Below are 23494 nucleotides of genomic sequence, written 5' to 3'. Positions count from 1 at the left end.
TCCGCCCGCGGGACCGGCGCACCGGGCCGGGCATCCCGCCGGCCCGCACCGGTCCCGGCCGTGTGCACGGCCGCCTCCGCGGCGCCCCGGCCCGGTCCGGCGCGGGATCCGCCCGTGAGAGGATCCCGCACCGGCCGGCCCGTCCCGTCCGGCAGCTCCGCCCCGTCCGTCCCGAACCGCACCCACCGAGGATCCCGATGTCCGAGACACCGCCCATGCCGACCAGCCCGCCCACGCCCCCGCCGGGCGGCGGCCGCCCGGAGTGGATGCGCGGCCCCGCGGTCTGGCTGGCCGGCGGTGCCTTCCTGATCGCCCTCGTCGCCCTGGTCGTCGCCCTGTCCGGCGGCGGCGACGGCGGCGGGCAGCGGGTCGCGGGCGCCGGTGCCACCGGGCAGGTCGGCCCCACCCTCTCCACCGGCACCCCGTCGGACGCCCCGGCCTCCCCGGCGCCCGGCACCGGGGAGCCCTCCGACGCGCCGTCCGCCTCCGACGGCGCGTCCGCGCCGCCCGCCCCGGGCTCGGACGCGTGCCCCGTCGCCACCACCACCGTGCAGGACGCCGACGGCCTCCAGCGGGCGCTCACCGACGCCAAGCCCGGCGACGTCATCCAGATCGCCGACGGCACCTACACCGGCAAGTTCACCGCGAAGACGCCCGGCACCGAGCAGCAGCCGATCGTGCTGTGCGGCGGACCCGGCGCGGTCATCGACGGCGGCGGCGTCAAGAAGGGCTACGCCCTCCACCTCGACGGGGCCAGCTGGTGGCGGGTGATCGGCTTCACCGTCCGCAACAGCCAGAAGGGCGTGATGGCGGACAAGGTCCAGCACACCCTCATCAAGGGCCTGACGGTCACGCAGATCGGTGACGAGGCCATCCACCTGCGCAACTTCTCCAGCGACAACACGGTGGAGGGCAACACCGTCAGCGACACCGGGCTGCGCCGCGACAAGTTCGGCGAGGGGATCTACATCGGCAGCGCGGTCAGCAACTGGCCCACCGTCAGCGGCGGCAGGCCCGACAACAGCGACCGCAACACCGTCCGCGGCAACCACATCAGCGGCACCACCGCCGAGTCCGTCGACATCAAGGAGGGCACCTCGCACGGCGTCCTCGAGGACAACACCTTCGACGGCTCGAAGCTCAAGGGCAGCCACAACGACTCCTGGGTCGACGTCAAGGGCAACGACTGGCTGATCCAGGGCAACACCGGCACCCACAGCCTCGCCGACGGCTTCCAGACGCACCAGGTCGTCGACGGCTGGGGCAAGGGCAACGTCTTCAAGGACAACACCGCCCAGGTCGACGGGCCGGGCTACGGCTTCAACGTCCAGTCGCCGGACAGCAACACCGTGGCCTGCAGCAACAAGGCGACCGCCGCCGCCAAGGGCCTCACCAACGGCACCTGCTCCTAGAGGGGGACTCCATGGACCTGCACAGCGACCCGCACAGACCGCCCCGCCTCACCGTGATCGGCACCGGCTACCTCGGTGCCACCCACGCCGTCTGCATGGCCGTCCTCGGCTTCGAGGTGCTCGGCGTCGACGTGGACGAGCGCAAGATCGAGCGGCTGGCCTCCGGCGAGGTGCCCTTCTTCGAACCCGGCCTGCCCGAACTCCTCGCCAAGGCGCTGGAGTCCGGCCGGCTCTCCTTCACCACCTCCTTCGAGGAGGCCGCCGCCTTCGGCGACGTGCACTTCGTCTGCGTCGGCACCCCGCAGCAGAAGGGCTCCCAGGCCGCCGACCTCAGCTACGTCGACGGCGCCGTCCGGGCGCTCGCCGCCCACCTGGACCGGCGCTCCCTCATCGTCGGCAAGTCCACCGTGCCCGTGGGCACCGCCGCCCGCCTCACCGCGCTCGTGCAGGCCGTCGCCCCCGCCCGGGAGGAGGTCGAGCTCGCCTGGAACCCCGAGTTCCTCCGCGAGGGCTTCGCCGTCGACGACACCATGCGGCCCGACCGGCTCGTCTTCGGCGTGGCCTCCGACTGGGCCGAGCAGCGGCTGCGCGCCGCCTTCGCGCCCGTCATCGCGCAGGGCTCGCCGGTGGTGGTCACCGACCTGCCCACCGCCGAACTGGTCAAGGTCGCCGCCAACTCCTTCCTGGCCACCAAGATCTCCTACATCAACGCCATGGCCGAGGTCTGCGAGGCCACCGGCGCGGACGTCACCCGCCTCGCCGAGGCGCTGGCCTACGACGACCGCATCGGCGGCCGGTTCCTCAAGCCGGGCCTCGGCTTCGGCGGCGGCTGCCTGCCCAAGGACATCCGGGCGTTCAAGCACCGGGCGGAGGAGCTCGGCGTCGGCCAGGCGGTGGCCTTCCTCCGCGAGGTCGACGCCATCAACCAGCGCCGCCGCGCCCGCACCGTGGACCTGGTCCGGGAGCTGGCCGGCGGCTCGCTGGACGGGGTGCGGATCGCCGCCCTCGGCGCCACCTTCAAGCCGAACTCCGACGACATCCGCGACGCCCCCGCCCTCGACGTGGCCGCCGCACTCCAGCGGGCCGGCGCCGAGGTCCGCGTCTTCGACCCGGCGGGCATGGACAACGCCCGGCGCTCCTACCCGCAGCTCGTCTACGGGGAGAGCGCGCTGGACGTCGCCGCCGGGGCGGACGTGGTGGCGCTGCTCACCGAGTGGACCGAGTTCCGCGAGATCGACCCCGAGGCGATGGGCGCGGTGGTCGCCGGGCGCCGCATCGTCGACGGACGGCACGCCCTGGACCCCGCCCGGTGGCGCGCCGCCGGGTGGGAGTACCGGGCGCTCGGACGTCCGTGACGGGCCCCGGCCCCCGCCGGGGGCGCGGGCGGGAGGCGGGCCCGGCTCCCGCGGCCGGCCCCCGCCCGGAGGCCGCGGTCCGCGCGGCGTCCGCCCCGCCCGCGGCGTCCGCCCTGCCCGCGGCGTCCGCCGCCGGCCCGGGGCGGACCCCCGGACGTCGGCGGGCGCTGGCCGCCGGGTCGGTCGCCGCGGTCCTGCTGCCGGTCCTGGCCGCCGCGGGCTGCGCGAGCGGACCCGCCCAGCGGTACGGCGCCGACCCCGCCAAGGTCGGTCCGCAGACCGCCGTGCCCGGCGACCAGCTGCCCACCGCCGCCGCGTCCGGCGTCTACGACCCGGCCGCGACCGCGACGCCGGGCGGGGGCGGCCGGCCGTCGGCGCCCGGCGGCGGCGCCGGGTCCGCCCGGGCGGCGACCGACGCCGCGCTGGTGCGCCTCACCGCCCGGCTCTCCGCCGCCGTGGAGCGCGGCGGCCACCCGCCGGCCCACCTGAGGACGGCGTTCAGCGCGCACGGCGGCAACCAGCTGTCGGTCACCTGGACGGTCAGCTCCGCACTCGCCGACCGGGGGGCCCGGGACCGTGCCCGGCGCGACGCCCTGGCCGTGCTGGGCGTGGTGCGGGACTCGTCGTTCGCCTACGGCTCGGTGGTGCTGACCGTGCAGGGCGCGGTCAGGGACGTGTACGGCGGCCTGTCCCAGACCAAGGTGGTGCGGGCCAAGTACTCGCGCGGCCTGGTCCGGGCGACCGACTTCGCCCTGCTGCCGCCCGCGCAGGTCTTCGCGATCTGCGACGACAAGGCCGCCGAGATCCACCCGTCCTTCCGCTGAGCCGGCCGCCCTCCGCCCCGCCGGGGGCGCGCCGTTCCCGGCGGGGCACCCCTCGTGCGGCCGCCGGTGACGGGCGGCCGTGCGAGGCCGCCCGTCACCGGCGGCCGTGACGCAGCCGTCCGCCCCTCCCGGGGAGCATCCGGGAGGGGCGGACGGCTGCCGCCGCGCCCCGTCGTACGGGACCCGGCCGGACTGCGCGGGCCGAGCGTGCTGCGCGGGCCGAGCGGGCTAGGCGGGACGCTGGAGCACGATCAGCGAGCGGTCGGCCAGCCGCAGCCGGTCTCCCGCCTTCACCCGCGCCCCCGTGCCCGGCGTGATCGTCCTGGGCAGGGCGGTGTCCACCACCACCTGCCACTCGCGGCCGTGGTTCACCGGCACCACGAAGTCCAGCGGCTCGTAGTGGGCGTTGAACATCAGCAGGAAGGAGTCGTCCACGATCTTCCCGCCGCGCCGGTCGGGCTCGGAGATGGCGTAGCCGTTGAGGAAGACCGTCATCGACTTGGCGTACGAGGCGCTCCAGTCGTCGTCGGTCATCTCCCGGCCGTCGGGGGTGAACCAGGCGATGTCGGAGAGGTCGTCGTGGGTGCCGGAGACGGGCCGGCCGTGGAAGAAGCGCCGACGGCGGAAGACCGGGTGGTCGCGGCGCAGCCACACCATGGACCGGGTGAACTCCAGCAGCTGCGCCGCCGGTTCGGCCGCGTCCTCCGGCTGCGCCGTGCCGTGCGGCAGGCCGCCGGTGCTCGCGGGCGGGGTCTGGGCGGCGGCCTTCGGCCAGTGCACCCAGGCCAGCTCGCTGTCCTGGCAGTAGGCGTTGTTGTTGCCCTGCTGGGTGCGGCCCAGCTCGTCGCCGTGGGAGAGCATCGGCACGCCCTGGGAGAGCATGAGGGTGGCGATGAAGTTCCGCTGCTGGCGGGCGCGCAGCTCCTGCACGCCCTCGTCGTCGGTCTCGCCCTCGGCCCCGCAGTTCCACGAGCGGTTGTGGCTCTCGCCGTCGCGGTTGTCCTCGCCGTTGGCCTCGTTGTGCTTCTCGTTGTACGAGACCAGGTCGCGCAGGGTGAAGCCGTCGTGGCAGGTGACGAAGTTGATGGACGCGATCGGCCGGCGGCCGTCGTCCTGGTAGAGGTCGGAGGAGCCGGTCAGCCGGGAGCCGAACTCGGCGAGCGTGGCGTTCTCCCCGCGCCACAGGTCGCGCACGGTGTCGCGGTACTTGCCGTTCCACTCGGTCCACAGCGGCGGGAAGTTGCCCACCTGGTAGCCGCCCTCGCCGACGTCCCACGGCTCGGCGATCAGCTTGACCTGGGAGACCACCGGGTCCTGCTGCACGAGGTCGAAGAAGGACGACAGCCGGTCCACCTCGTGGAACTGCCGCGCCAGGGTGGCGGCCAGGTCGAAGCGGAAGCCGTCGACGTGCATGTCGGTGACCCAGTAGCGCAGCGAGTCCATGATCAGCTGCAGCACGTGGGGGCTGCGCATCAGCAGGGAGTTGCCTGTGCCGGTGGTGTCCTCGTAGTACCGCTTGTCGTCGCCGACCAGCCGGTAGTAGTTGTCGTTGTCCAGGCCGCGGAAGGAGAGGGTCGGGCCGAGGTGGTTGCCCTCCGCGGTGTGGTTGTAGACCACGTCGAGGATGACCTCGATGCCGGCCGCGTGCAGGGCCTTGACCATCGACTTGAACTCCTGCACCTGCTGCCCGCGGTCCCCGACCGAGGAGTAGGAGCAGTGCGGGGCGAAGAACCCGATGGTGTTGTAGCCCCAGTAGTTCGACAGGCCCATGTCCGCCAGGCGGTGGTCGTGGACGAACTGGTGCACCGGCATCAGCTCGATCGCAGTCACCCCGAGGTCCACCAGGTGCTCGACCACGGCCGGGTGGGCGATGCCCGCATAGGTGCCGCGGATCTCCTCCGGGATGCCGGGGTGCAGCTTGGTGAGCCCCTTCACGTGGGCCTCGTACAGCACGGTGCGGTGGTAGTCGGTGCGCGGCGGCCGGTCGTTGCCCCAGTCGAAGTAGGGGTTGATCACCACCGAGTGCATGGTGTGCGGGGCGGAGTCCAGGTCGTTGCGCCGCTCCGGGGCGCCGAAGTGGTACCCGTACACGGACTCGTGCCAGTCGATCGACCCGCTCATCGCCTTCGCGTACGGGTCGAGCAGCAGCTTGGCGCTGTTGCAGCGGTGCCCCTGCTCCGGGTCGTACGGGCCGTGCACCCGGAAGCCGTACCGCTGGCCGGGCTGGACCCCGGGCAGGTAGGCGTGGCGCACGAAGGCGTCGGTCTCCCGCAGCTCCACCGCGGTCTCCGACCCGTCGTCGCCGATCAGGCAGAGCTCGATCCGGTCGGCGGCCTCCGAGAAGACCGCGAAGTTGGTTCCGGCCCCGTCGTAGGTGGCACCGAGGGGGTACGGGTGTCCCGGCCAGACCTGCATCGTCCCTCATCTTCCCGTCGTCGCGGCGGGCGGCTGCCCGGACCGTGCCTGGGCACGCCGCCGATGCGTGCCGTATGCCCGGTGGGGCCGGGCGCCATGTCTCCCCGGGGCGCGGCACCCTCGGGCCCTCCCTTCCGGCCCTCCCCTCGGCCTCTCCCGCCGCCTCTCCGGCCGGCGGTCCTGCGGCGTCCCTCCCCCGCATACTTGCCGACCGGAAGGTCGTCCTGATGCCCTTTCGTGACTTCTTCGCCCGAACGGGTGTCTTATCCGGCGGAAAACCGCCGCAACCGGGCGCGACCCGGCACCGCCCCCGCGTGTCGCGCCCTCGGACGCACGTCCGGGCCGCCGATCCGCGTGCGGGGCGGGCGGTGGCGAAGTACCCTTGATCGTCCGGATCGGCAGGGGAGGGTGAGGTACTCCATGGTGGTCCCCGCCGACGGGGGTGCCGCGGGAGGCACGGTGCGCGGAGACGCGCCCGCCGCCGGGAGGGCGGCCGCCGGCCGAACCGTGCCCCGCCAGGGCGGGAGCCCGGAGGCCGGGCCCGTCTGGGGGCCGGACGCCTGGGAGGAGGCCCGTCGCCGGGTGCGCCGCGCCGGCCGCGCGTACGTCTGGCTCAACCTCGTCGAGCAGCGGATGCGCGCCCTCGTCTCCGACGTGCTGCGCCCCGTGTACGAGCCCGCCCACGGCGAGGACTGGGTCACCGCCGCGGCCGGCCCCGCCGGCGAGGAGTGGGCCCACCGCGCCGGGGCGGTCCGCGAGGTCAGCCGCCGCAAGGGCTACCTGCTCGACCCCGCCGACGACCGGCTGGTCGTCTTCCTGACCCTCCCGCAGCTGCGCGAGCTCATGGTGCAGCACTGGCCCTGCTTCGAGCCGCACCTCGCAGACCGGCGCGAGGTGGAGCTGGCCCTGGACGAGCTGGAGGTGGCCCGGCACGTCGTCTCCCGCAACCGGGCGCTGTCCGAGACGGTCCTCGCCCAGGCGGAGCGGGCCGCCGCCCGCCTGCTGGCCCTGCTGGACGGCGGCCGGGCGGCCGTGCCCGGCACCCCCGGCGACGTCGTCGAGGAGCTCGTCGGCGACCGCTACGCCGACGTCTCCTCGGTCCACTCCGACCGGGTCCGCCTCCAGCGCGACCTGCCGGTGGAGGAGCTGCTGGCCGGGGCGCAGCGGCTGGACGCCGTCGGCATAGGGCTCTCCCTGCTCTGCCAGAACTTCACCGGCAGGCGCCTGGTCCGGCTGGCCGCCGGCGGCTGCCGGACGCGCCTGCTCTTCCTCAACCCCGCCAGCAGCGCGGTGCGCCGCCGCGAGCGGGAGCTCGGCCTGGGGCGCGGCGAACTGGCCCGGTCGGTGGAGGCCAACATCATGCACGTGCGCCGGGTCCGGGCCCGGCTGCGCGATCCCCGCGGCTTCGAGATCCGGGTCTTCGACGAGACGCCCCGCTTCACCGCCTACCTGGTCGAGGGCGGCCGCCCGCAGGGCCTCGCCGTGGTCCAGCCCTACCTGAGGCGCTCCCGCGGCGCCGAGTCGCCCGCCCTGGTGCTGCGCGGCACCGCCCGCGACCCGGAGGCGGCCGGCGGGGAGCCGGGGCTGCTGGACGTCTACCGCGAGGAGTTCGAGGGGAGCTGGGCCGACTCCCGGCCGGTCTCCTGACGCGCCGGGCCCCGTCCTGGCCGTCCTGCCCGTCCTGGCCGTCCTGCCCGTCCGGTCCGGTTCTCCGCCGCGCCCCGCCCCGCCCGCCCGCGCGCGTCCCGCGGCCCGGGCCGCGCGGACCCCCGGCGCGCACCGGCCCCCGGGCGGCCGCCTCCCCGACGGGGCCCTGTGCACCGGGCGCCGCACGCCCCGGCCCCCGGCCCCGCCGGTGCCGCGGCCCCGGTCCGCGGCCCGGGCCGCCGCCGGGTCCCGCGTCCGCTTGTCAGAGGCGCACGGGATGATGGACGCCTCACGGGGGCCGGAGGAGAGGACGCCGCACATGAGCTGGTGGCACGAGCCGCTGGTCGGGTTCGACCTGGAGACGACGGGGACGGACCCGGACACATCACGCATCGTCACCGCCGCACTGGTGGACACCAAGGGCGGCGAGCCGGTGCACACCACCGCCTGGCTCGTCGACCCGGGCGTGCCCATACCGTCCGAGGCCGCGGCCATCCACGGCATCAGCACCGAGCGGGCCGCCGCCGAGGGGCGCCCGGCGCCCGGCGCGGTCGGGGAGATCGCCGAGCTGCTCTGCCGCCGCCTGGAGACCGGGGTGCCGGTGGTGGCCTTCAACGCGCCCTTCGACCTCAGCCTGCTCGACGCCGAGCTGCGCCGCCACGGCCTGCCCTCCCTGGAGGAGCGGCTGGGGGGCCGCCCGGTGGGACCGGTCCTCGACCCGCTGGTGGTGGACCGCTCGGTCGACCGCTACCGCCGCGGCTCACGCAGCCTGCAGAGCGTCTGCGGGGTCTACGGCGTGGAGCTGGCCGACGCCCACGAGGCGGGCAGCGACGCCCTGGCCGCGGTGCGGGTCGCCGTCCGGCTGGCCGAACGCTACCCGCGCCAGGTGGGGGAGCCGCACCCGTCCGACCTCCACACGCAGCAGGTCGGCTGGTACGCCGCCTGGGCGGAGGACTTCCAGGCGTGGCTGCGGCGGGAGAAGGACCCCCGGGCCGTGGTGGACGGCCGGTGGCCGCTGCGGCGTCCGTGACCCGGGCGCGCGGCCGCCGCAGCCGCTGCCCTCAGAAGGGGTACCAGCGCACGGAGGCGTCGCCCGCGCGCAGCGACTCCACCCGGCGGCGGAACTCGGCGCGTGCCGCCGGGTTGCCCGGCACGTGCTGCGCGACCCAGGAGGCGCTCGCGGTCTCCCGGGCGCCCCGCAGCACCGCGCACCCCTCCCAGTCCCGCACGTCCCACCCGTAGGTCCCGGTGAACGCGCGGTAGGCGGCGGCGGGCACGCCGTAGCGGTCGTGGCTCAGCGCCATCACCACCAGGTCGTGCTCCCGCAGGTCGCCGGAGAAGGTCTCCAGGTCCAGCAGGACCGGTCCGTCCGGCCCGATGTGGACGTTGCGGGTCAGGGCGTCGCCGTGGATCGGGCCGGGCGGCAGGTGCGGCACCAGCTCCGCCGCGGCCTCCGCGAACCCGTCGCGTCGGGACCGCAGGTAGGCGGCGTCGGCCGGGTCGATGTGCCCCTCCGCGGCGAGCAGCCAGCGCTCCACCCCGGAGAGCAGGTCGCGGCGCGGCAGCGGCACCGGCGGGGCGGGCAGCCGGTGCACGGCCCGCAGCAGCTCGGCCAGGTCGGCCGGTCCGGCGGGGCGCACGGCGTCCGGCAGCCGCTCCCAGACGGTCACCGGGTGGCCGTCCACGACCAGCGGCCGGCCGTCGGGCAGAGCGGCGGCCGGCCGCGGCGCGGGCACGCCCTGCCCGGCGAGCCACTCCGCGACGCGCAGCTCCCGCTCGGCCCGCTCGGCGAGGCCGGCATCCCGGCCGATCTTCACCACCACGTGGTCGACGGCGAGGACCGCGTTCTCGCCGAGGGCGAGCAGGCGCGCGCCGGCGGGGGAGGGCAGTCCGGCGCGGGCGCAGGCGGCCTCCAGGACGGTGCGGGCGCGGCTCTCGTCGAAGGGGAGGCTGTTCATGCGGCGGCGGTGCTCCGGTCTGCGGCGGTACGGGTCCGGCCAGTCTCGCAGACGGCCGGGCCGCGTCGGCGTCCCGGCCGGACGGCCCGGCCCCCGGTGGCAGACCTGTCCCAGGCTTCTCGTCCCGGGGCGCCCTGCCCGGTGGCAGCCCTGTCCGGTGGCAGCCCTGTCCGGGGGCGCCCCGGTCGGGGGAGCGGCCGGTGCGCCGATCGGGGCGGCGCGTGCCCGGACCGGCCGGGCCGCACGCCTCCGTGCCCGCTCCCGCCGCGCTCCGGGGCCGTCCCCGGGACAGCCCCGGGGACGGCCGTGCGGCGCCGGGCCCCGCACGCCGCGGGACCCGGCGCCGCACGCGGGCGGCACGGCCGCTCACACCTCGGCGGCGGTCCGCTCGCGCCTCGGGTCGTCCTCGCCGCCGACGAGGTACGGCAGCGGGGCGGACGCGGGCGCCGGGGGCACGGGGCCGCCGTGCGAGAGCTCCGGCAGGCGGCGCAGCCACCGCGGCAGGTACCAGTTGCGCTCGCCCAGCAGGCTCATCACCGAGGGCAGCAGCACCCCGCGGATGACGGTGGCGTCCACCAGGACGGCCACGGCCAGCCCCACGCCCATCTGCTTCATCGACTGCACGGAGAGCGTGCCGAACACCGAGAACACCGCCACCATGATCACGGCCGCGCTGGTCACCACGCCCGCGGTGCTGCGGATGCCGTACGAGACGGCGGAGCGGGTGTCCATGCCCCGGTCGCGGGCCTCCTTGATCCGGGAGACCACGAAGACGTGGTAGTCCATCGACAGGCCGAAGAGGATCACGAAGAGGAAGAGCGGCACCCACGACTCCACCGCGCCGACCCCCGCCGTGCCGAGCAGCGAGGCCCCGACGCCGTGCTGGAAGACCAGCGCCAGCACGCCGTAGGCGGCGGCGACCGAGAGCAGGTTGAGCGCCACCGCGGTCGCCGCGACCGTCAGGGAGCGGAAGAAGAGCAGCATGAGCAGGAAGGCGAAGGCGGTCACGAAGCCGAGGACGGGCAGCAGGCTGTCGGACATCTGCCGGTTGAAGTCGTGGCTTCCGGCCGTCTCGCCGGTGACGGGCGCCTCGGTGCCGGGGACCGCGCCGAGGGTGTGCGGGACGACCTCCTCGCGGAGGGTCCGCAGGGCCTCGTCGCTGGCGGCGTCGTTGCCCGAGCCCGCCAGCGGGACGCTGATCACGGCGACGTCCTGCGCGGAGTGCGTCTCGACCCGGATCGGCTCGTGCATGCGGCCCGTGGCGACGGCGGCCCGCCGGAAGTCGGCGACGGCCCGCCGCATCCGCGGGGAGTCGATGTCGGCCGCCTTGACCACGACGGTGGCGGGGGCCGGGTCGCCGGGGAAGGCCGCCTGGATCCGCTGGTACGTCGTCACCAGGGCGTTGCCCCGGGGGATCTGCTGCTCGAAGGTGAGGTTCGCGGTGTGCAGGGTCAGCAGCGGGGCGGCGAGGGCCAGCAGGACGCCGGTGGAGAGCAGGGCGGCGGCGAGCGGCCGGCGCAGCACGGGGGTGAGCACCGCGTTCCAGAAGCGGCCGCCCTCGGCGGTGCCGGCGCGGCGCAGCCGGCCGAGCAGCGGCACGCGGCCCCTCTCGACGCGGTCGCCGAGGAGGGAGAGCAGGGCGGGCAGCACGGTGAGCGACCCCAGGACGGCGGTGACGACGACCACGATGGTGCCCGCAGCCATGGCCCGGAAGTCGGCGATGCCGGTGAGGAACATGCCGGCCATCGCGACCACCACCGTGAGGCCGGAGACCAGGACAGCCCGGCCCGAGGTGGCGGCGGCGATCCGCAGCGCCGTCGCCGGGTCGTGCCCGGCGGCGCGCTCCTCGCGCTCGCGGCGCAGGTAGAACAGGCAGTAGTCGACGCCGACGGCGAGGCCGACCAGCAGCATCACCGAGCTCGCGTCGTCGCTGGTGTGCAGCAGGTGGCTGGAGAGCGCGACCAGGCCGCCGGCGGCGACGAAGGCGGTGAGGGCGAGGACGACCGGCAGCACCGCCGCGACCAGGGCGCCGAAGGCGACCAGCAGGATGCCCAGCGCCAGCGGCACGGCGGTCCACTCGGCGCGCTTGAAGTCGTGGCTGAACTGGTCCTGGAACCACCGGTGGGCACTGGCGTCGCCGAACTCCTCCACCACCAGGCCGCGGTGGCGCGCCTGCACCCCGGCGACCGCGTCCAGCACGGTGGCGACCTCCGCGTCGGTCCCCTTCCCGCGGGCGTCGGTCATCGTGAAGGCCACCAGCGCCGTGCGGCGGTCCGCGGAGACCGCCCCGCCGTCGTACGGGGACCGCACGCCGGAGACCAGGCCGGTGGCGCGCACCGTGCGGACCACGTCGGCGACCGCGCTGCGGAAGGCCGGGTCGGCGGCGGTCAGGGACGGGCTCTGCACGACGACGCTCTCGCCGGAGGGCCGCTCGATCCCGGCGTCGGCGAGGATCCGGTGCGCGCGGGCGACCTGCCCGGGCATCTGCTCGGAGTCGTCGATCCTCACGCTGCCGGCGACGCCGCCGAGCCAGGCGGCGAGGACGACGAAGAGCAGCCAGCCGGTGACGGCGGCCCAGCGGTGCCGGGCGCTCCAGCCGCCCATGGCGGCGGCGAGGCCTGGTCGGTGTGACACGTCGGGTCCCCCTCGGGAAGACGGCGGTGCGGGCCGCCGGAATCGGTGCCGCCGCTCGCTGCGGCGCTGTCCACGACGCTAGGGATCCGGCGCCGGGGCGGACATCCGGCCAGCGGCCGACCCGACCCTGGTCCTGGCCCCAGGAGGGGGGTGGGGTTCTCCCTACGGGCGCCCCTGAGGGGCTGTCGGGGGCGGTGGCTCCTCCCGCAGGTGGAGGCGGATCCACCCCGCGCAGGAGACGGCGGGGCCTCCGGCCGCGGGAGGATGGGTGCGGCATCCGGGGAGGTCGAAACCAACTTGCCGGGCGGCAAGCAAGCTTCCTAGGATGCCGCTGCGTACTTGATGTTCCGCTACCGGGAGCGGCTGCGCGCCGGGGACGAGCGCAGGGAGGCCATGGTCAACGCGGTCGGCCGGGTCGGCGAGGCCATCGCCTCCGCCGCCGGCGCGGTGATCATCGCCTTCATGGCGCTGGTCCTCTCCTCGCTGGGCATGTTCCGCTCCCTCGGGCCGTCCCTCGCCATCGCCGTCGCCGTGACGCTGCTGGCCGCGCTCACCCTCTTCCCGGCCGTGCTCTCGCTCTTCAGCCCGCGCGTCCTCTTCTGGCCGTCCCGGAACTGGCAGCGGGAGCCGAGCGGCGCCCGCTTCGCCGCGTTCGGCGCCACCACCGGGCGGCGCCCCGGCCTGGTGGCCGGCGTCTCCGGCGCGGTCATGGCGGCGCTGGCCGCCGCCGCGTTCGGCTTCACCGGCACCTTCGACCTGGCCTCCGGCTCCATGCCCAAGGACAAGGAGTCGATGGTCGTCCAGGACACGATGATGAAGGCGTACTCGGCCGGCGCCGCCGAGCCCACCCACGTCTACCTGGTCAGGGCCGGCGGGCAGCTCGACCGGGCCGCCCTCCCCGCGTTCCAGCGGAAGCTCCAGGCCGTGCCCGGCGTCGCCGCGGCAGCCGTGGACCCGCGGACCGGCCTGAGCAGGGACGGGTCGACCGCCGACTTCACCGTCCTGCTCAAGGACGCCCCGGCCTCCGGCGCCGCGATCGACACCGTGGACCGGCTGCGCGGCACTGCGCACGCCTCGGCCCCCGCCGGGACCACCGCCCTGGTCGGCGGCATCACCGCCGTCTACAAGGACATCAACCTGGCGATGGACCACGACTACCGGCTGGTCTTCCCCGTCGCCGCGATCCTGATCATGGTGATCATGGTGATCCTGGGCCTGCTGCTCCGCAGCGTCGTGGCGCCCTGGTACCTGATGGCTTCGGTGGGGCTCGGCTTCGGCGCCACGCTCGGCGCCACCACCCTGCTCTTCCAGAAGGTGCAGGGCGAGGCCGGCCTGATGTTCATGCTGCCGATCATCGTCTACCTGTTCGTCGTCGCCATCGGCACCGACTACAACATCCTGATGATCGCCCGCCTGCGGGAGGAGGCCCGTGAGGGCCGGTCCCCGCGCGAGGCGGCGAGCATGGCCGTCCGGCACAGCGGTCCGACGGTGGCCGCCGCCGGCTTCATCCTGGCGGCCTCCTTCGCCACCCTGATGCTGGCGGGCAACTCCTTCTTCACCCAGATGGGCTTCGCGGTCGCCTTCGGCATCGTGGTCGCCGCCTTCGTGATGGCCCTCTTCTTCACCCCCGCGCTCACCGCGCTCATCGGGCACGCCGCCTGGTGGCCGGGCCACGGGGACGGCCCGCGGGCCGGCGCGGCGCCGGACGCGGCGGGTCCGGAGACGGCCGGCGAGGCCGCGCCCGACCCGGCGGTCAGCCGCAGCTGACGCCGACACGGCCGGGGGGAGCGGATATTGCTGGCCCGTTCCCCCCGGCCGTGCTACGGTCGTTCTTGTTGCAGTTTTGGTTCCCAAGAACTCTTGTGTGCGCCTGCTGGTCCAACCACAGGCGCACTTTTGTTTGCCCGGTGTCATCCGGATGGGGATCGCGGCGACGTGGGGTCCGCGAGGTGCGGATCCTGACTCTGCCCCAGAAGGAGGCGGCTATGGCCACCGGTACCGTGAAGTGGTTCAACAGCGAGAAGGGCTTCGGCTTCATCGAGCAGGACGGCGGCGGCGCCGACGTCTTCGCCCACTACTCGAACATCGCGGCTCAGGGCTTCCGTGAGCTGTTCGAGGGCCAGAAGGTCGAGTTCGACGTCACCCAGGGCCAGAAGGGCCCCCAGGCGGAGAACATCCGTCCGCTCTGACACCCTCGGGATGTCCGCAAGGGCCCGCGCCGTACGGCGCGGGCCCTTCGCGTGTCCGGGGACGGGCGTGTCCGGGCGGTCCCGCCTACCCCTCCAGGCCCGCCGTGACGGGCGCCGCGGCCGCGCCGCCGGCCCGGGCCGCGCCGGGCGCGGGGACGGCCGCCGACCGCCACCAGGGCTCGCGCGGCAGCTCGCCGCCCGGTTCGAACGGGCGTCCCGGCACCGGCACCGCCACCTCGGCACCCGCCGCCTCCGCCGCGGCCAGGGTGCGCTCGGCCGGCTCGTCCCACGGGTGCGGCGCCAGGTTGAACGTCCCCCAGTGGATCGGCAGCAGCACCCCGCCGCCCAGGTCGGCGTGGGCCCGGAGCCCCTCCTCCGGCGTCATGTGGATGTCCGGCCAGAACTCGCTGTACGCGCCGATCTGCACCATCGTCGCGTCGAACGGCCCGTGGGCCGCGCCGATCTCCGCGAACCCCGGGAAGTAGCCGGTGTCGCCGCTGTGGAAGACCCGGTGCCGCGGCCCCGCCACCGCCCACGACGCCCACAGGGTGCGGCGGCGCAGTCCCCGCCCGCAGAAGTGGCGGGCCGGGGTCGCGGTGAGCGTCAGCCCGGCGGCCCCGACCGACTCGTGCCAGTCCAGCTCGGCGATCCGGCCGGCCGGCACGCCCCACCGCTCCAGGTGCGCGCCCACCCCCAGCGGTACGGCGAACAGGGCGCCGCTGCCCGCCAGGGCGCGGACGGTCGGCATGTCCAGGTGGTCGTAGTGGTCGTGGGAGATCACGACGGCGTCCAGCGGGCCCAGCCCGTCGAGCGGCAGCGGCACCGGGTGCAGCCGGCGCGGCCCGGCGAACCGCACGGGCGAGCAGCGCTCGCCCCACACCGGGTCGAAGAGCACCCGGGCGCCGTCGATCTCGGCCAGCACCGTGGAGTGGCCGAGCCAGGTGAGCCGCAGTCCGGAGGCGGGCGGACCGGACGGGGCCTCCCGGTGCAGCGGGACCGGTGCGGCGGGCGAGCGGCGCACGCGGTCGGCGCGGCGCAGCATGCTCCGCAGCAGCTCCGTCCGGCCGCCGGCCGGCACGGGGATGTCGGGGGCCGCCGGGTTGCGGAAGGTCCCGTCGGCGTGGTGCGGCGAGGCGAGGATGCGCTCCAGCCGCTCCCCGGTGGGGATGCCGCCGAGCGCGGCGGGCCGCAGCAGGCGGGCGAGGCGGGACGGGGGAGTGGTGCGGGGCACGGGCGGGTCCTCCGGGCGGGGCGGGGCGGGACGGCTCAGGGGGCGAGGTGCGTCAGGGGCGAGGTGCGGCGGGGCCGTGCGACGGGGGCCGGGCGGCGGGCTGCCGGCGGCGGGCGGCGTCAGGGGCGCTCCGCGGGGGCCGGGTGGTCGTACCGGACGCCCGTCAGCTGCTCGGACACGTCCCAGAGCCGGGCGGCGGTCCCCTCGTCCTGCGCGCGACGGCTCGCCCGGGCGGGGGCGGGCCCGCCGGTGGTGCCGAACACGCCGTCCGGACCGTAGTAGCCGCCGCCCGCGGCGTCCGGCCCGGTCGCCGCGTACAGGGTGGGGAGCGCGCCCTGCTCCGGCTGCTGCGCCGCGCCGGGCAGCGACATGACCAGGGCGCTCATGCCGCCCCCCTCCCTCCCCGTGCCCAGGTTGGGCCCGGCGTGCTGCAGGTTGGTCACGGTGGAGCCGGGGTGGGCGGCCGCGCTGAGCAGTCCCCAGCCGCCGCGGTCGCTGCGCCGCTGCAGCTCCTTGGCGAAGAGCAGGTTGGCGAGCTTGGAGGCCCCGTAGGCGCGCCAGGCGCCGTACGAGCGCTCGGCCTGCAGGTCGCCGAAGTCCAGGCGGCCGATGAAGTGGGCGAGGCTGCTGACGGTGACCACCCGCGGCGAGCGGCCGCGCACCAGCAGCGGCAGCAGCCGGCCGGTGAGGGCGAAGTGCCCCAGGTGGTTGGTGCCGAACTGCAGCTCGAAGCCGTCGGCCGTGGTGTGGCGGGTGGGCACCGCCATGATCCCGGCGTTGTTGACCAGCAGGTCGAGGGGGCGGTCGCGGTCGAGCAGCAGGCGGGCGAAGGCGGACACCGAGCCGAGGTCGGCGAGGTCCAGCGGCTCGGCGGAGACGGCGGCGTCCGGGTGCTCCCGGCGGATCCGGTCGACGGCCTCGGCGCCCTTCGCCGCGTTGCGGACGGCCAGCACCACCTCGGCCCCCGCCCGCGCCAGGCGGCGGGCGGTCTCGAAGCCGATGCCGCTGTTGGCCCCGGTGACGACCGCGAGCGTGCCGCTCCGGTCGGGGACGGGGATGTCCTTGGGCTGGGCGGGCATGGGTGCTCCTCCGGGGGCGAACAAGATGAATCACTGCTCATCTTCATCATGAACTAGTATTCATCTTGCTGCAACCACGAGAGGGACCGCCCCATGCCCCAGCCCCGCCAACTGCGCGCCGACGCCGTCCGCAACCGGCAGAAGATCATGGAAGCCGCCCGGGAGCAGGTCACCGCGCACGGCCCCGAGGTCGCCATGGAGGCCATCGCCGCCGCGGCCGGGGTCGCGGTCGGCACCCTCTACCGGCACTTCCCCACCAAGGCCGACCTGGTCGGGGCGGTCGTCCTGGAGCACGGCGAGGCCATGGTCCGGGACGTCGCCGACACGGCCGCGCGGGTGGAGGCCGGCCGCCCGGCGGTGCCGGAGCTCCGCGCCCTGCTGGTCCGCATCGTCGACGGCATGGCCGAGGACCGCGCCGTCAAGGCCGCCGCCGCCGTCCTCGGCGCCACCGACCACGGCGACCTGGAGGAGCGCGCCCTCGCCGCCGCCGCCCGGATCGTCGCGGCGGCCAAGGCGGAGGGCGGCCTGCGCCCCGACGTCACCACCGCCGACGTCGCCCTCCTGATCACCACCGCCCCCACCGACCGGCCCGCCGAGGTCCGCGCCCGCTGGCTGGAGGTCTTCCTCGCCGGCCTCTCCGCCCCGCGCGGCTGACCGGTCCGGCCCCGCCGGCGCCCCGCCGCCCCGCCCGCCCGTCCCCCTGCCCGCCCGTCCCCGCCCGTCCCCTTGCCCCCCGGGCCGCCGGCCGCGGACGCGGCGCCCGGAGAGCCGTCCGGACCATGGCCCGGAAGAAGGTCCGCAAGAAGGTCCGGGCGGGCTGTCGATCCGGCCGCCCCCCGTTCGACGTACGGGTGAGAGGCGGGGAGAGCCCCCGCCCTCCCGACCGAGGAGTCACCGTGCCGCGCTACCTGAGCATGATCCGCATCGACGAGAAGGACGTCCCCGCCGAGGGTGTCAGCCCCGACCTGCAGAAGCGCATGGGCGAGCTGCTGGAGGAGATCACCCGGGCCGGGGTCATGCTGGACACGGCCGGGCTCACCCCCAGTGCCCAGGGCACCCGGCTCACCTGGTCCGGCGGCCGCCTCAGCTCGACCGACGGCCCCTTCACCGAGACCAAGGAGGTCGTCGGCGGCTACGCCATCCTGCAGGCCAAGGACAAGGCCGAGGCCCTGGAGTGGACCCGGCGGTTCCTGCAGGTCCACGGGGAGGAGTGGACCGTGAGCGCCGAGGTCCGCGAGATCGACGGGTCCTGACCCGCCGGTGCTTGCCCCGCCCCCGCACGGCTGCTCTGATGGGTGGCCGTGACGGAGGCAGCAGCGGCCCGGGCGGTCGAAGCGGTGTTCAGGATCGAGTCCGCGCGCGTCGTCGCGAGCGCCGCCCGCATCGTGCGGGACGTCGGCATCGCGGAGGAGATCGCGCAGGACGCCCTGGTCGCCGCACTGGAGCAGTGGCCGGAGTCAGGCGTCCCGGACCGGCCGGGCGCCTGGCTCACGGCCGTCGCCGGCCGCCGCGCCGTCGACCTGGTCCGCCGCCGGGAGGTGTACGCCCGCAAGCTGGCCGAGGTCGGGCGGACCCTGGAGGACATGCCGCCGCCCGAGCCCCCGGAGCCGGACGGCATCGACGACGACCTGCTGCGGCTGGTCTTCACCGCCTGCCACCCCGTGCTGCCGCCGGAGGGCCGGATCGCGCTCGTCCTCCGGCTGCTCGGCGGGCTGACGACGGCGGAGATCGCCCGGGCCTTCCTGGTGCCGGAGCCGACCGTCGCCCAGCGCATCGTCCGCGCCAAGCGCACGCTCGCCCGGGCCGGGGTCCCCTTCGAGGCCCCGTACGGCGAGGACAGGGCCGCACGCCTCCCGTCGGTCCTGGAGGTCGTCTACCTCGTCTTCAACGAGGGCTACGCCGCGACGGCCGGCGACGACCTGGTGCGGCCCGCCCTGTGCGAGGACGCGCTCCGCCTGGTCCGCGTCCTGCAGGGCCTGATGCCCGGGGAGGCCGAGGTCCACGGCCTGGCCGCGCTCCTGGAGTTCCAGGCCTCCCGCATCCCGGCCCGCACGGGGCCGGACGGCGCGCCGGTGCTCCTCGCCGACCAGGACCGCTCCCGGTGGAACCGCGTGCTGCTCCGCCGCGGCGTCGAGGCCCTGGCCCGCTCGGGCCGGGGCCCGTACTCCCTCCAGGCCGCCATCGCCGCCCACCACGCGCGGGCGCTCCGCTACGAGGACACCGACTGGGCGGCCATCGCGGTCCTCTACGGGCGGCTGGGGGCGGTGGCCCCGTCGCCCGTGGTGGAGCTCAACCGGGCCGTCGCCGTCTCCATGGCCCAGGGCCCGGCCGCCGGGCTGGAGCTGCTGGACGCCCTGGCGGACGAACCGGCCCTGAAGGGCTACCACCTGCTGCCGAGCGCCCGGGGCGACCTGCTGGAGCGCCTCGGGCGCGGGGAGGAGGCCCGGGCGGAGTTCGCCCGGGCGGCGTCCCTGGCCCGCAACGCCCGGGAGCGGGAGCTGCTCCTGGACCGGGCCGCCCGCGCCGCCCCCGGCGGGTGAGGCCGGCCGCCGGGGCCGGTCAGGCCGAGAGGGCGCGGGCCGCGGAGGCGGCGGTGTCGTAGCGGTGGAGGAGCAGGCGGGCCAGTTCGGGCGCGGCGCCCAGGACGGGGGCGACCAGGTCGGCGCCCGCCTCCGCGGCGGCCGCAGCGATCCGGTCCGGGAGCAGGCCGGGCGCGACCAGGTACGGCGCGACGGCGATCCGCTCCGCGCCGGCCGCCCGCAGCGACGCCACCGCCTGCGGCACGTGCGGCGGGACGGCGGAGGCGTGGGCCACCTCCACCGAGGCCCAGCCGCGGGTCCGCCGCCACTCCGCGGCCACCGCCCGCAGCCCGGCGTTGGCGGCCGGGTCGGAGGAGCCCGCCGCCGCCAGCACCACGCCGGTGCGGGCCCGCCCGGCAGGGGAGACCGTGTTGAGGCCCGCCTCGGCCAGGCGGCGGTCCAGCGCCGCGAGCAGCAGCGGCGAGGGCCCGAGGACGTCCGCCACCGGCAGGCCGCTGCCCCGCAGCGCACCGGGGATGTCGGTCTTCGCGTGGTAGGCGCGGCCGAGCAGCAGCGGCACCGCCACCGCCGGGGTGCCGGCGGCGGCCAGGCGCTGCACGACCTGCGGGATGCGCGGGGCGCAGTGGTCCAGGTAGGCGGTGGCGGCGGGCGTACCGGGCCGCAGCTCCCGGACCAGGCCGACCAGCGCCTCCACGGTCGCCGCGTGGCGCGGGTCGCGGCTGCCGTGGGCGATCAGCAGCAGGACGGGCGGGCCGGGGCGGGCCGGGCTGCCCCCGGTCCTGCCGTCCTGCGGGCTGCGTCCCGTCGCGTGGCGGATGGTCATCGGTGCGGCTCCGTGGCGGATGGTCGCGGACGGTCGCGGACGGCCGGTCCGCCGTGCGGTCCCCCTGGTTCGGCGGCGCGGCGCCCGCCGGATGCGCCCGCCGGATGCCCCCGGCGGATGTGCCCGGCGGGCGCGCCCGGCGGGCCGGGGCGCGTCAGCGGGCCGTGACGAGCAGCCCCCGGCTGCGCAGCACCCGCCGCTCCAGGGGCGAGAAGACCAGCAGGTCGATCGCGATCCCCACGACCAGGATGAGCAGGATGGCCAGTTCGACGCGGGCCATGTCGGAGGCGACCCGGCCGTTCTCCAGCAGCTGGCCCAGGCCCAGGCCCAGGTCGGGGGAGCTGGCGATGAGCTCGGCCGCCATCAGCGAGCGCCAGGAGAACGCCCAGCCCTGCTTGAGCCCGGCCAGGTAGCCGGGCAGGGCGGCGGGCAGCAGCACGTGCCGGGCGCCCGCCAGGCCCGTCGCGCCCAGCGTGCGCCCGGCGCGCAGGTACAGCGGCGGCACCTGGTCGACGCCGGACACCAGGCCGTTGGCGATGGAGGGGACGGCGCCGAGCAGGATCACCGCGTACATGGCCCTGCTGTCCAGGCCGAGCCAGATGATCGCGGCGGGCACCCAGGCGACCGACGGCAGCGACTGCAGGCCCGACAGGACCGGGCCCAGGGCCGCCCGCACGGGCCGGACCCGCGCCACCAGCAGCCCGAGGGGCGTGCCGATGGCGAGCGAGGCCGCGAAGCCGAGGAGGCCGCGCGAGACGCTGGTCCACAGCACCGAGAACACCTCGCCCCGGTACCAGAGGTCCAGGAAGCTGTCCCCCACCGCGCCGGGGCCGGGGAACTTGTAGTCCGGGAAGACCCCGGCCGCGTGCACGCCCTGCCAGAGCGCCAGCACCAGCACCACGGCCAGGACCGGGGGCAGCACCTTGTCGCGCAGCACCTGGGAGAGCGGGACGCGGCGGACGGGGACGGCCTCCAGCGCGTCCAGGCCCGCCTCGACGCCGGCCAGGTCGCCGCCGGCCGGGTCGCCGCCGTCGGTGTGCCCGCTGTGCCCGCTGTGCTCGGTGTGCTCCGTGTGCTCCGTGTGCCCGGTGTGCTCCGCCGGCGCGTCGGCGGGCGCCGTCCCGCGGAGGCCGGACCCGGCGGACGGGCCCCTTCCCGCGTCCGCGGTCCCGGCCCTCGGGGAGCCGGCCGTCTCAGTGCTGGCCATGGCGGCGGATCTCCTTGCGCAGTTCGTCGGTGATCTCGACGGAGAGCCCGGCCACGCCCGCGGACTCGATCCGGCGGGGCTGGGGCAGGGCGATCCGCCACTCGCGGGCGATCCGGCCGGGACGGGAGGTCAGCAGGACGACCCGCTGCGCCAGCCGCACGGCCTCACGGACGTTGTGGGTGACGAAGACGACCGAGAGGCCGCCCCGCTCGGAGCCCGCCGGCTGGTTGCAGTCGGTCCAGATGCGGGTGAGCTCCTCGTGCAGGACGTCCCGGGTGATGGCGTCGAGTGCGGCGAACGGCTCGTCCATCAGCAGCACCGAGGACTGCTGGGCGAGGGCGCGGGCCATCGCGACGCGCTGCCGCATGCCGCCGGAGAGCTCGTGCACGCGCTTGCCGTACGCGCCCTTGAGGCGGACCAGCTCCAGCAGCCGCTCGGCCTCGCCGCGCCGCTCGGCCCGCGGGACGCCGCGCAGCCGCAGCGCCAGCTCGACGTTGCGCCCGGCCGTCAGCCACGGGAAGAGGGCGTGCTCCTGGAACATCAGCGCCGGGCGGCCGCCGGTGACCTCGATGGTGCCGGAGGTGGGCCGGTCCAGCCCGGCGACGAGGTTGAGCAGGGTCGACTTGCCGCAGCCGGAGGCGCCCAGCAGGCAGACGAACTCGCCCGGGGCCACGGTCAGGCTGATGTCGTCCAGGACCGGGGTCGCGGCGCCGGGGCGGCCGAAGGACTTGTGGACGTGCTCGATCCGGACCGCGGGCGCGCCGCCGGACGGTGCGGTGACGGCCGTGCCGTCCTGCTCCGCGGCGGTCAGTGTGGTGGGGGCCATCGGGTCACCTCCTGGGGTACGGGGACGGGCTGGGGTGCTGCCGGTACGGGGGTGCTGCCGGTACGGGGTGCCGGGTTCCGCCCCCGCCCTTCCGGGAAGGGCATCGACGGGAGGCGGGGGCGGAACCCGGAGCGGGTGGGGCTACCGGACGCCGAGCCCGGCGTCCTCGTACGCGGGCCGGCCGGCGGCCTTGAGCACCGCGTCGAGCGGCTTCAGGTCGTAGATCCCCCCGAGGTCGGCCCCGCCGTCCAGCAGGCCCGCCTTCACCGCGTGGTCGGCGCTGGTCCGCAGGGACGACGCCACCGGGTCGTCGGTGAAGTCGATCGAGGACCAGGCCGCGTCGAGGACGTCCGCCGGCAGGGCCTTGCCGGAGAGGCGGTCGAGTTCGGCGTTGGCGTCGGCCTTGGCCTTGCCGGGGTTGGCCCTGATCCAGGCGTTGGTGGCCACCGAGCCCCTGAGCACGGCCTCCACCACGTCCGGGTGCTGCTTGAGGAAGGTCTGCGACACGATCACGTTGGTGATCACGAACTTCTTGTCCGGCCACAGGTCCTTCTCGTCGACGAGGACCTTCCCGCCCTCGGAGACGAGCTTGGACGCCGTCGGCTCGGGCACCCAGGCGCCGTCGATCGAGCCGGACTTGAAGGCCGCCGGGGTCTCCTTGTTGTCCAGCCGGACGACGGAGACGTCGCCCTTGCCGGTCTGGGCGTCGACCTTCCAGCCCTTCTCGGCGATGTAGTTCAGCAGGGCGACGTCCTGGGTGTTGCCGAGCTGCGGCGTGGCGATCCGCCGGCCCTTGAGGTCCTCGGGCTTCTTGATCTTCTTGCCGTCGACGACGAGCTTCACGCCGCCGGAGGCCGAGCCGGAGATGATCCGCAGGCTCCGGCCGCCCGACTTGACGTAGCCGTTGACCGAGGGGGAGGGGCCGATCCAGCCGATGTCGACGGAGCCGGCGTTCAGCGCCTCGATCTCGGACGGGCCGGCGTTGAAGACCTGGGTCTTGACCTGCGTGCCGCCGAGCTCCTTCTGGAACAGGCCCTCCTTGAGGCCGACCAGGGCGGTGCCGTGGGTGAGGTTGGCGAAGTAGCCGATCCGCACCGTGCCCGCGGAGAGCTTCTTCCCGGCCGCGGCGCCGGTGGCGGCGGCCGGGGTGGAGCCGGAGCCGTCGTCGGTGCTCTTCGAGCCGTAGCCGCAGGCGGTGAGCAGGGCGGCGGCAGTCAGGCCGGCGGCGGCCGCCGCGGCGGCGCGTCTGGTCCGGCCGGAGCCGGGGCGGGCGGGTGCGTCGGAGTACGGGCGGGCAGGTGCCACGGGAGGTGTCCTCACTGCTGGGAATCGGAAGTGCGGTGACGTCCGGCGC

18 protein-coding genes and 1 pseudogene are annotated in these 23494 nt (G+C 75.9%); 10 read left to right on the top strand and 9 right to left on the bottom strand.

What is annotated here, in order from left to right; translation table 11 throughout:
* The first annotated feature begins 197 nt into the window (after positions 1 to 197).
* From LO771_RS03720 to LO771_RS03710, 3 genes are read left to right on the top strand one after another with little or no spacing between them, the layout of a single operon-like run.
* Positions 198 to 1412 carry a nitrous oxide reductase family maturation protein NosD gene (locus LO771_RS03720; RefSeq protein ID WP_230648128.1) on the top strand — a complete coding sequence of 405 codons (1215 nt, stop codon included), beginning with the start codon at positions 198 to 200 and terminating at the stop codon, positions 1410 to 1412.
* A gap of 11 nt (positions 1413 to 1423) precedes the next feature.
* Entirely contained in the window at positions 1424 to 2767 is a 1344-nt protein-coding gene (locus LO771_RS03715) for a UDP-glucose/GDP-mannose dehydrogenase family protein (RefSeq protein WP_230648127.1), read from the top strand.
* Entirely contained in the window at positions 2764 to 3591 is an 828-nt protein-coding gene (locus LO771_RS03710) for a hypothetical protein (RefSeq protein ID WP_230648126.1), read from the top strand. Before LO771_RS03715 ends, LO771_RS03710 begins: the two co-directional genes overlap by 4 nt.
* A 228-nt stretch (positions 3592 to 3819) precedes the next feature.
* On the opposite strand, the gene glgX is transcribed toward LO771_RS03710, so the two are convergent.
* The gene (gene glgX / locus LO771_RS03705) at positions 3820 to 6006 is read right to left on the bottom strand and encodes a glycogen debranching protein GlgX (RefSeq protein WP_230648125.1); all 2187 of its coding nucleotides are present in this window, start codon (positions 6004 to 6006) and stop codon (positions 3820 to 3822) included.
* A gap of 420 nt (positions 6007 to 6426) precedes the next feature.
* Between glgX and LO771_RS03700 the strand changes: the two genes are divergently transcribed.
* Both LO771_RS03700 and LO771_RS03695 read left to right on the top strand, forming a co-directional pair.
* Entirely contained in the window at positions 6427 to 7653 is a 1227-nt protein-coding gene (locus LO771_RS03700) for an SAV2148 family HEPN domain-containing protein (protein WP_230648124.1), read from the top strand.
* A gap of 319 nt (positions 7654 to 7972) precedes the next feature.
* Positions 7973 to 8683: a 3'-5' exonuclease gene (locus tag LO771_RS03695; protein ID WP_230648123.1), complete on the top strand. Its 711-nt coding sequence runs from the start codon at positions 7973 to 7975 to the stop codon at positions 8681 to 8683.
* Between the two features lie 31 nt (positions 8684 to 8714).
* Here LO771_RS03695 and LO771_RS03690 read toward each other — a convergent pair whose 3' ends face one another.
* Both LO771_RS03690 and LO771_RS03685 read right to left on the bottom strand, forming a co-directional pair.
* Positions 8715 to 9611 (bottom strand): phosphotransferase enzyme family protein, encoded by an 897-nt coding sequence (locus tag LO771_RS03690; RefSeq protein WP_230648122.1) that lies wholly within the window; start codon positions 9609 to 9611, stop codon positions 8715 to 8717.
* 366 nt (positions 9612 to 9977) lie between these two features.
* Entirely contained in the window at positions 9978 to 12215 is a 2238-nt protein-coding gene (locus LO771_RS03685) for an MMPL family transporter (protein ID WP_230648340.1), read from the bottom strand.
* 354 nt (positions 12216 to 12569) lie between these two features.
* On the opposite strand from LO771_RS03685, the pseudogene LO771_RS03680 reads away from it, so the two are divergent.
* Positions 12570 to 14012 (top strand): annotated as a pseudogene (locus LO771_RS03680) (MMPL family transporter); the annotation flags it as partial.
* A gap of 218 nt (positions 14013 to 14230) precedes the next feature.
* Positions 14231 to 14434, top strand: a complete 204-nt coding sequence (locus LO771_RS03675) for a cold-shock protein (protein WP_230648121.1) — start codon at positions 14231 to 14233, stop codon at positions 14432 to 14434.
* An 85-nt stretch (positions 14435 to 14519) separates the two neighbouring features.
* On the opposite strand, the gene LO771_RS03670 is transcribed toward LO771_RS03675, so the two are convergent.
* Together LO771_RS03670 and LO771_RS03665 are read right to left on the bottom strand one after the other, a co-directional pair.
* Positions 14520 to 15665 carry an MBL fold metallo-hydrolase gene (locus LO771_RS03670; RefSeq protein ID WP_230648120.1) on the bottom strand — a complete coding sequence of 382 codons (1146 nt, stop codon included), beginning with the start codon at positions 15663 to 15665 and terminating at the stop codon, positions 14520 to 14522.
* A gap of 119 nt (positions 15666 to 15784) precedes the next feature.
* On the bottom strand, positions 15785 to 16744 hold the full coding sequence (locus LO771_RS03665; protein ID WP_230648119.1) for an SDR family oxidoreductase: 960 nt from the start codon (positions 16742 to 16744) through the stop codon (positions 15785 to 15787).
* A 93-nt stretch (positions 16745 to 16837) separates the two neighbouring features.
* On the opposite strand from LO771_RS03665, the gene LO771_RS03660 reads away from it, so the two are divergent.
* From LO771_RS03660 to LO771_RS03650, 3 genes are all read left to right on the top strand, one after another.
* A complete protein-coding gene (locus LO771_RS03660) occupies positions 16838 to 17398 on the top strand; it encodes a TetR/AcrR family transcriptional regulator (RefSeq protein WP_230648118.1) in 561 nt (186 codons plus the stop codon).
* Positions 17399 to 17640: 242 nt separating this feature from the next.
* Positions 17641 to 17997: a YciI family protein gene (locus LO771_RS03655; RefSeq protein WP_230648117.1), complete on the top strand. Its 357-nt coding sequence runs from the start codon at positions 17641 to 17643 to the stop codon at positions 17995 to 17997.
* A 42-nt stretch (positions 17998 to 18039) separates the two neighbouring features.
* A complete protein-coding gene (locus LO771_RS03650; RefSeq protein WP_230648116.1) occupies positions 18040 to 19284 on the top strand; it encodes an RNA polymerase sigma factor in 1245 nt (414 codons plus the stop codon).
* A 19-nt stretch (positions 19285 to 19303) separates the two neighbouring features.
* Here the strand turns inward: LO771_RS03650 and LO771_RS03645 are convergent, their stop codons facing one another.
* From LO771_RS03645 to LO771_RS03630, 4 genes are all read right to left on the bottom strand, one after another.
* The gene (locus LO771_RS03645; protein WP_230648115.1) at positions 19304 to 20107 is read right to left on the bottom strand and encodes a sirohydrochlorin chelatase; all 804 of its coding nucleotides are present in this window, start codon (positions 20105 to 20107) and stop codon (positions 19304 to 19306) included.
* Positions 20108 to 20261: 154 nt separating this feature from the next.
* The gene (locus LO771_RS03640) at positions 20262 to 21314 is read right to left on the bottom strand and encodes an ABC transporter permease (protein WP_230648114.1); all 1053 of its coding nucleotides are present in this window, start codon (positions 21312 to 21314) and stop codon (positions 20262 to 20264) included.
* On the bottom strand, positions 21301 to 22140 hold the full coding sequence (locus LO771_RS03635) for an ABC transporter ATP-binding protein (protein WP_230648113.1): 840 nt from the start codon (positions 22138 to 22140) through the stop codon (positions 21301 to 21303). Before LO771_RS03635 ends, LO771_RS03640 begins: the two co-directional genes overlap by 14 nt.
* Before the next feature lie 141 nt (positions 22141 to 22281).
* Positions 22282 to 23445, bottom strand: a complete 1164-nt coding sequence (locus LO771_RS03630) for an aliphatic sulfonate ABC transporter substrate-binding protein (protein WP_374228056.1) — start codon at positions 23443 to 23445, stop codon at positions 22282 to 22284.
* Positions 23446 to 23494 lie beyond the last annotated feature (49 nt).

It is taken from the genome of Streptacidiphilus sp. ASG 303, from assembly GCF_020991365.1.
In the GTDB taxonomy this organism is placed as follows: domain Bacteria; phylum Actinomycetota; class Actinomycetes; order Streptomycetales; family Streptomycetaceae; genus Peterkaempfera.
Note: the sequence above shows the minus strand (reverse complement) of the source record. Positions and strands in the feature narration are given on the sequence as shown.

Coding starts and splice junctions, on each gene's coding strand:
- LO771_RS03715 (WP_230648127.1), top strand. CDS start 1,424: ATGGACCTGCACAGCGACCCGCACAGACCGCCCCGCCTCACCGTGATC.
- LO771_RS03675 (WP_230648121.1), top strand. CDS start 14,231: ATGGCCACCGGTACCGTGAAGTGGTTCAACAGCGAGAAGGGCTTCGGC.
- glgX (WP_230648125.1), bottom strand. CDS start 6,006: ATGCAGGTCTGGCCGGGACACCCGTACCCCCTCGGTGCCACCTACGAC.
- LO771_RS03645 (WP_230648115.1), bottom strand. CDS start 20,107: ATGACCATCCGCCACGCGACGGGACGCAGCCCGCAGGACGGCAGGACC.
- LO771_RS03665 (WP_230648119.1), bottom strand. CDS start 16,744: ATGCCCGCCCAGCCCAAGGACATCCCCGTCCCCGACCGGAGCGGCACG.
- LO771_RS03685 (WP_230648340.1), bottom strand. CDS start 12,215: ATGGGCGGCTGGAGCGCCCGGCACCGCTGGGCCGCCGTCACCGGCTGG.
- LO771_RS03695 (WP_230648123.1), top strand. CDS start 7,973: ATGAGCTGGTGGCACGAGCCGCTGGTCGGGTTCGACCTGGAGACGACG.
- LO771_RS03660 (WP_230648118.1), top strand. CDS start 16,838: ATGCCCCAGCCCCGCCAACTGCGCGCCGACGCCGTCCGCAACCGGCAG.
- LO771_RS03640 (WP_230648114.1), bottom strand. CDS start 21,314: ATGGCCAGCACTGAGACGGCCGGCTCCCCGAGGGCCGGGACCGCGGAC.
- LO771_RS03700 (WP_230648124.1), top strand. CDS start 6,427: ATGGTGGTCCCCGCCGACGGGGGTGCCGCGGGAGGCACGGTGCGCGGA.
- LO771_RS03690 (WP_230648122.1), bottom strand. CDS start 9,611: ATGAACAGCCTCCCCTTCGACGAGAGCCGCGCCCGCACCGTCCTGGAG.
- LO771_RS03720 (WP_230648128.1), top strand. CDS start 198: ATGTCCGAGACACCGCCCATGCCGACCAGCCCGCCCACGCCCCCGCCG.
- LO771_RS03635 (WP_230648113.1), bottom strand. CDS start 22,140: ATGGCCCCCACCACACTGACCGCCGCGGAGCAGGACGGCACGGCCGTC.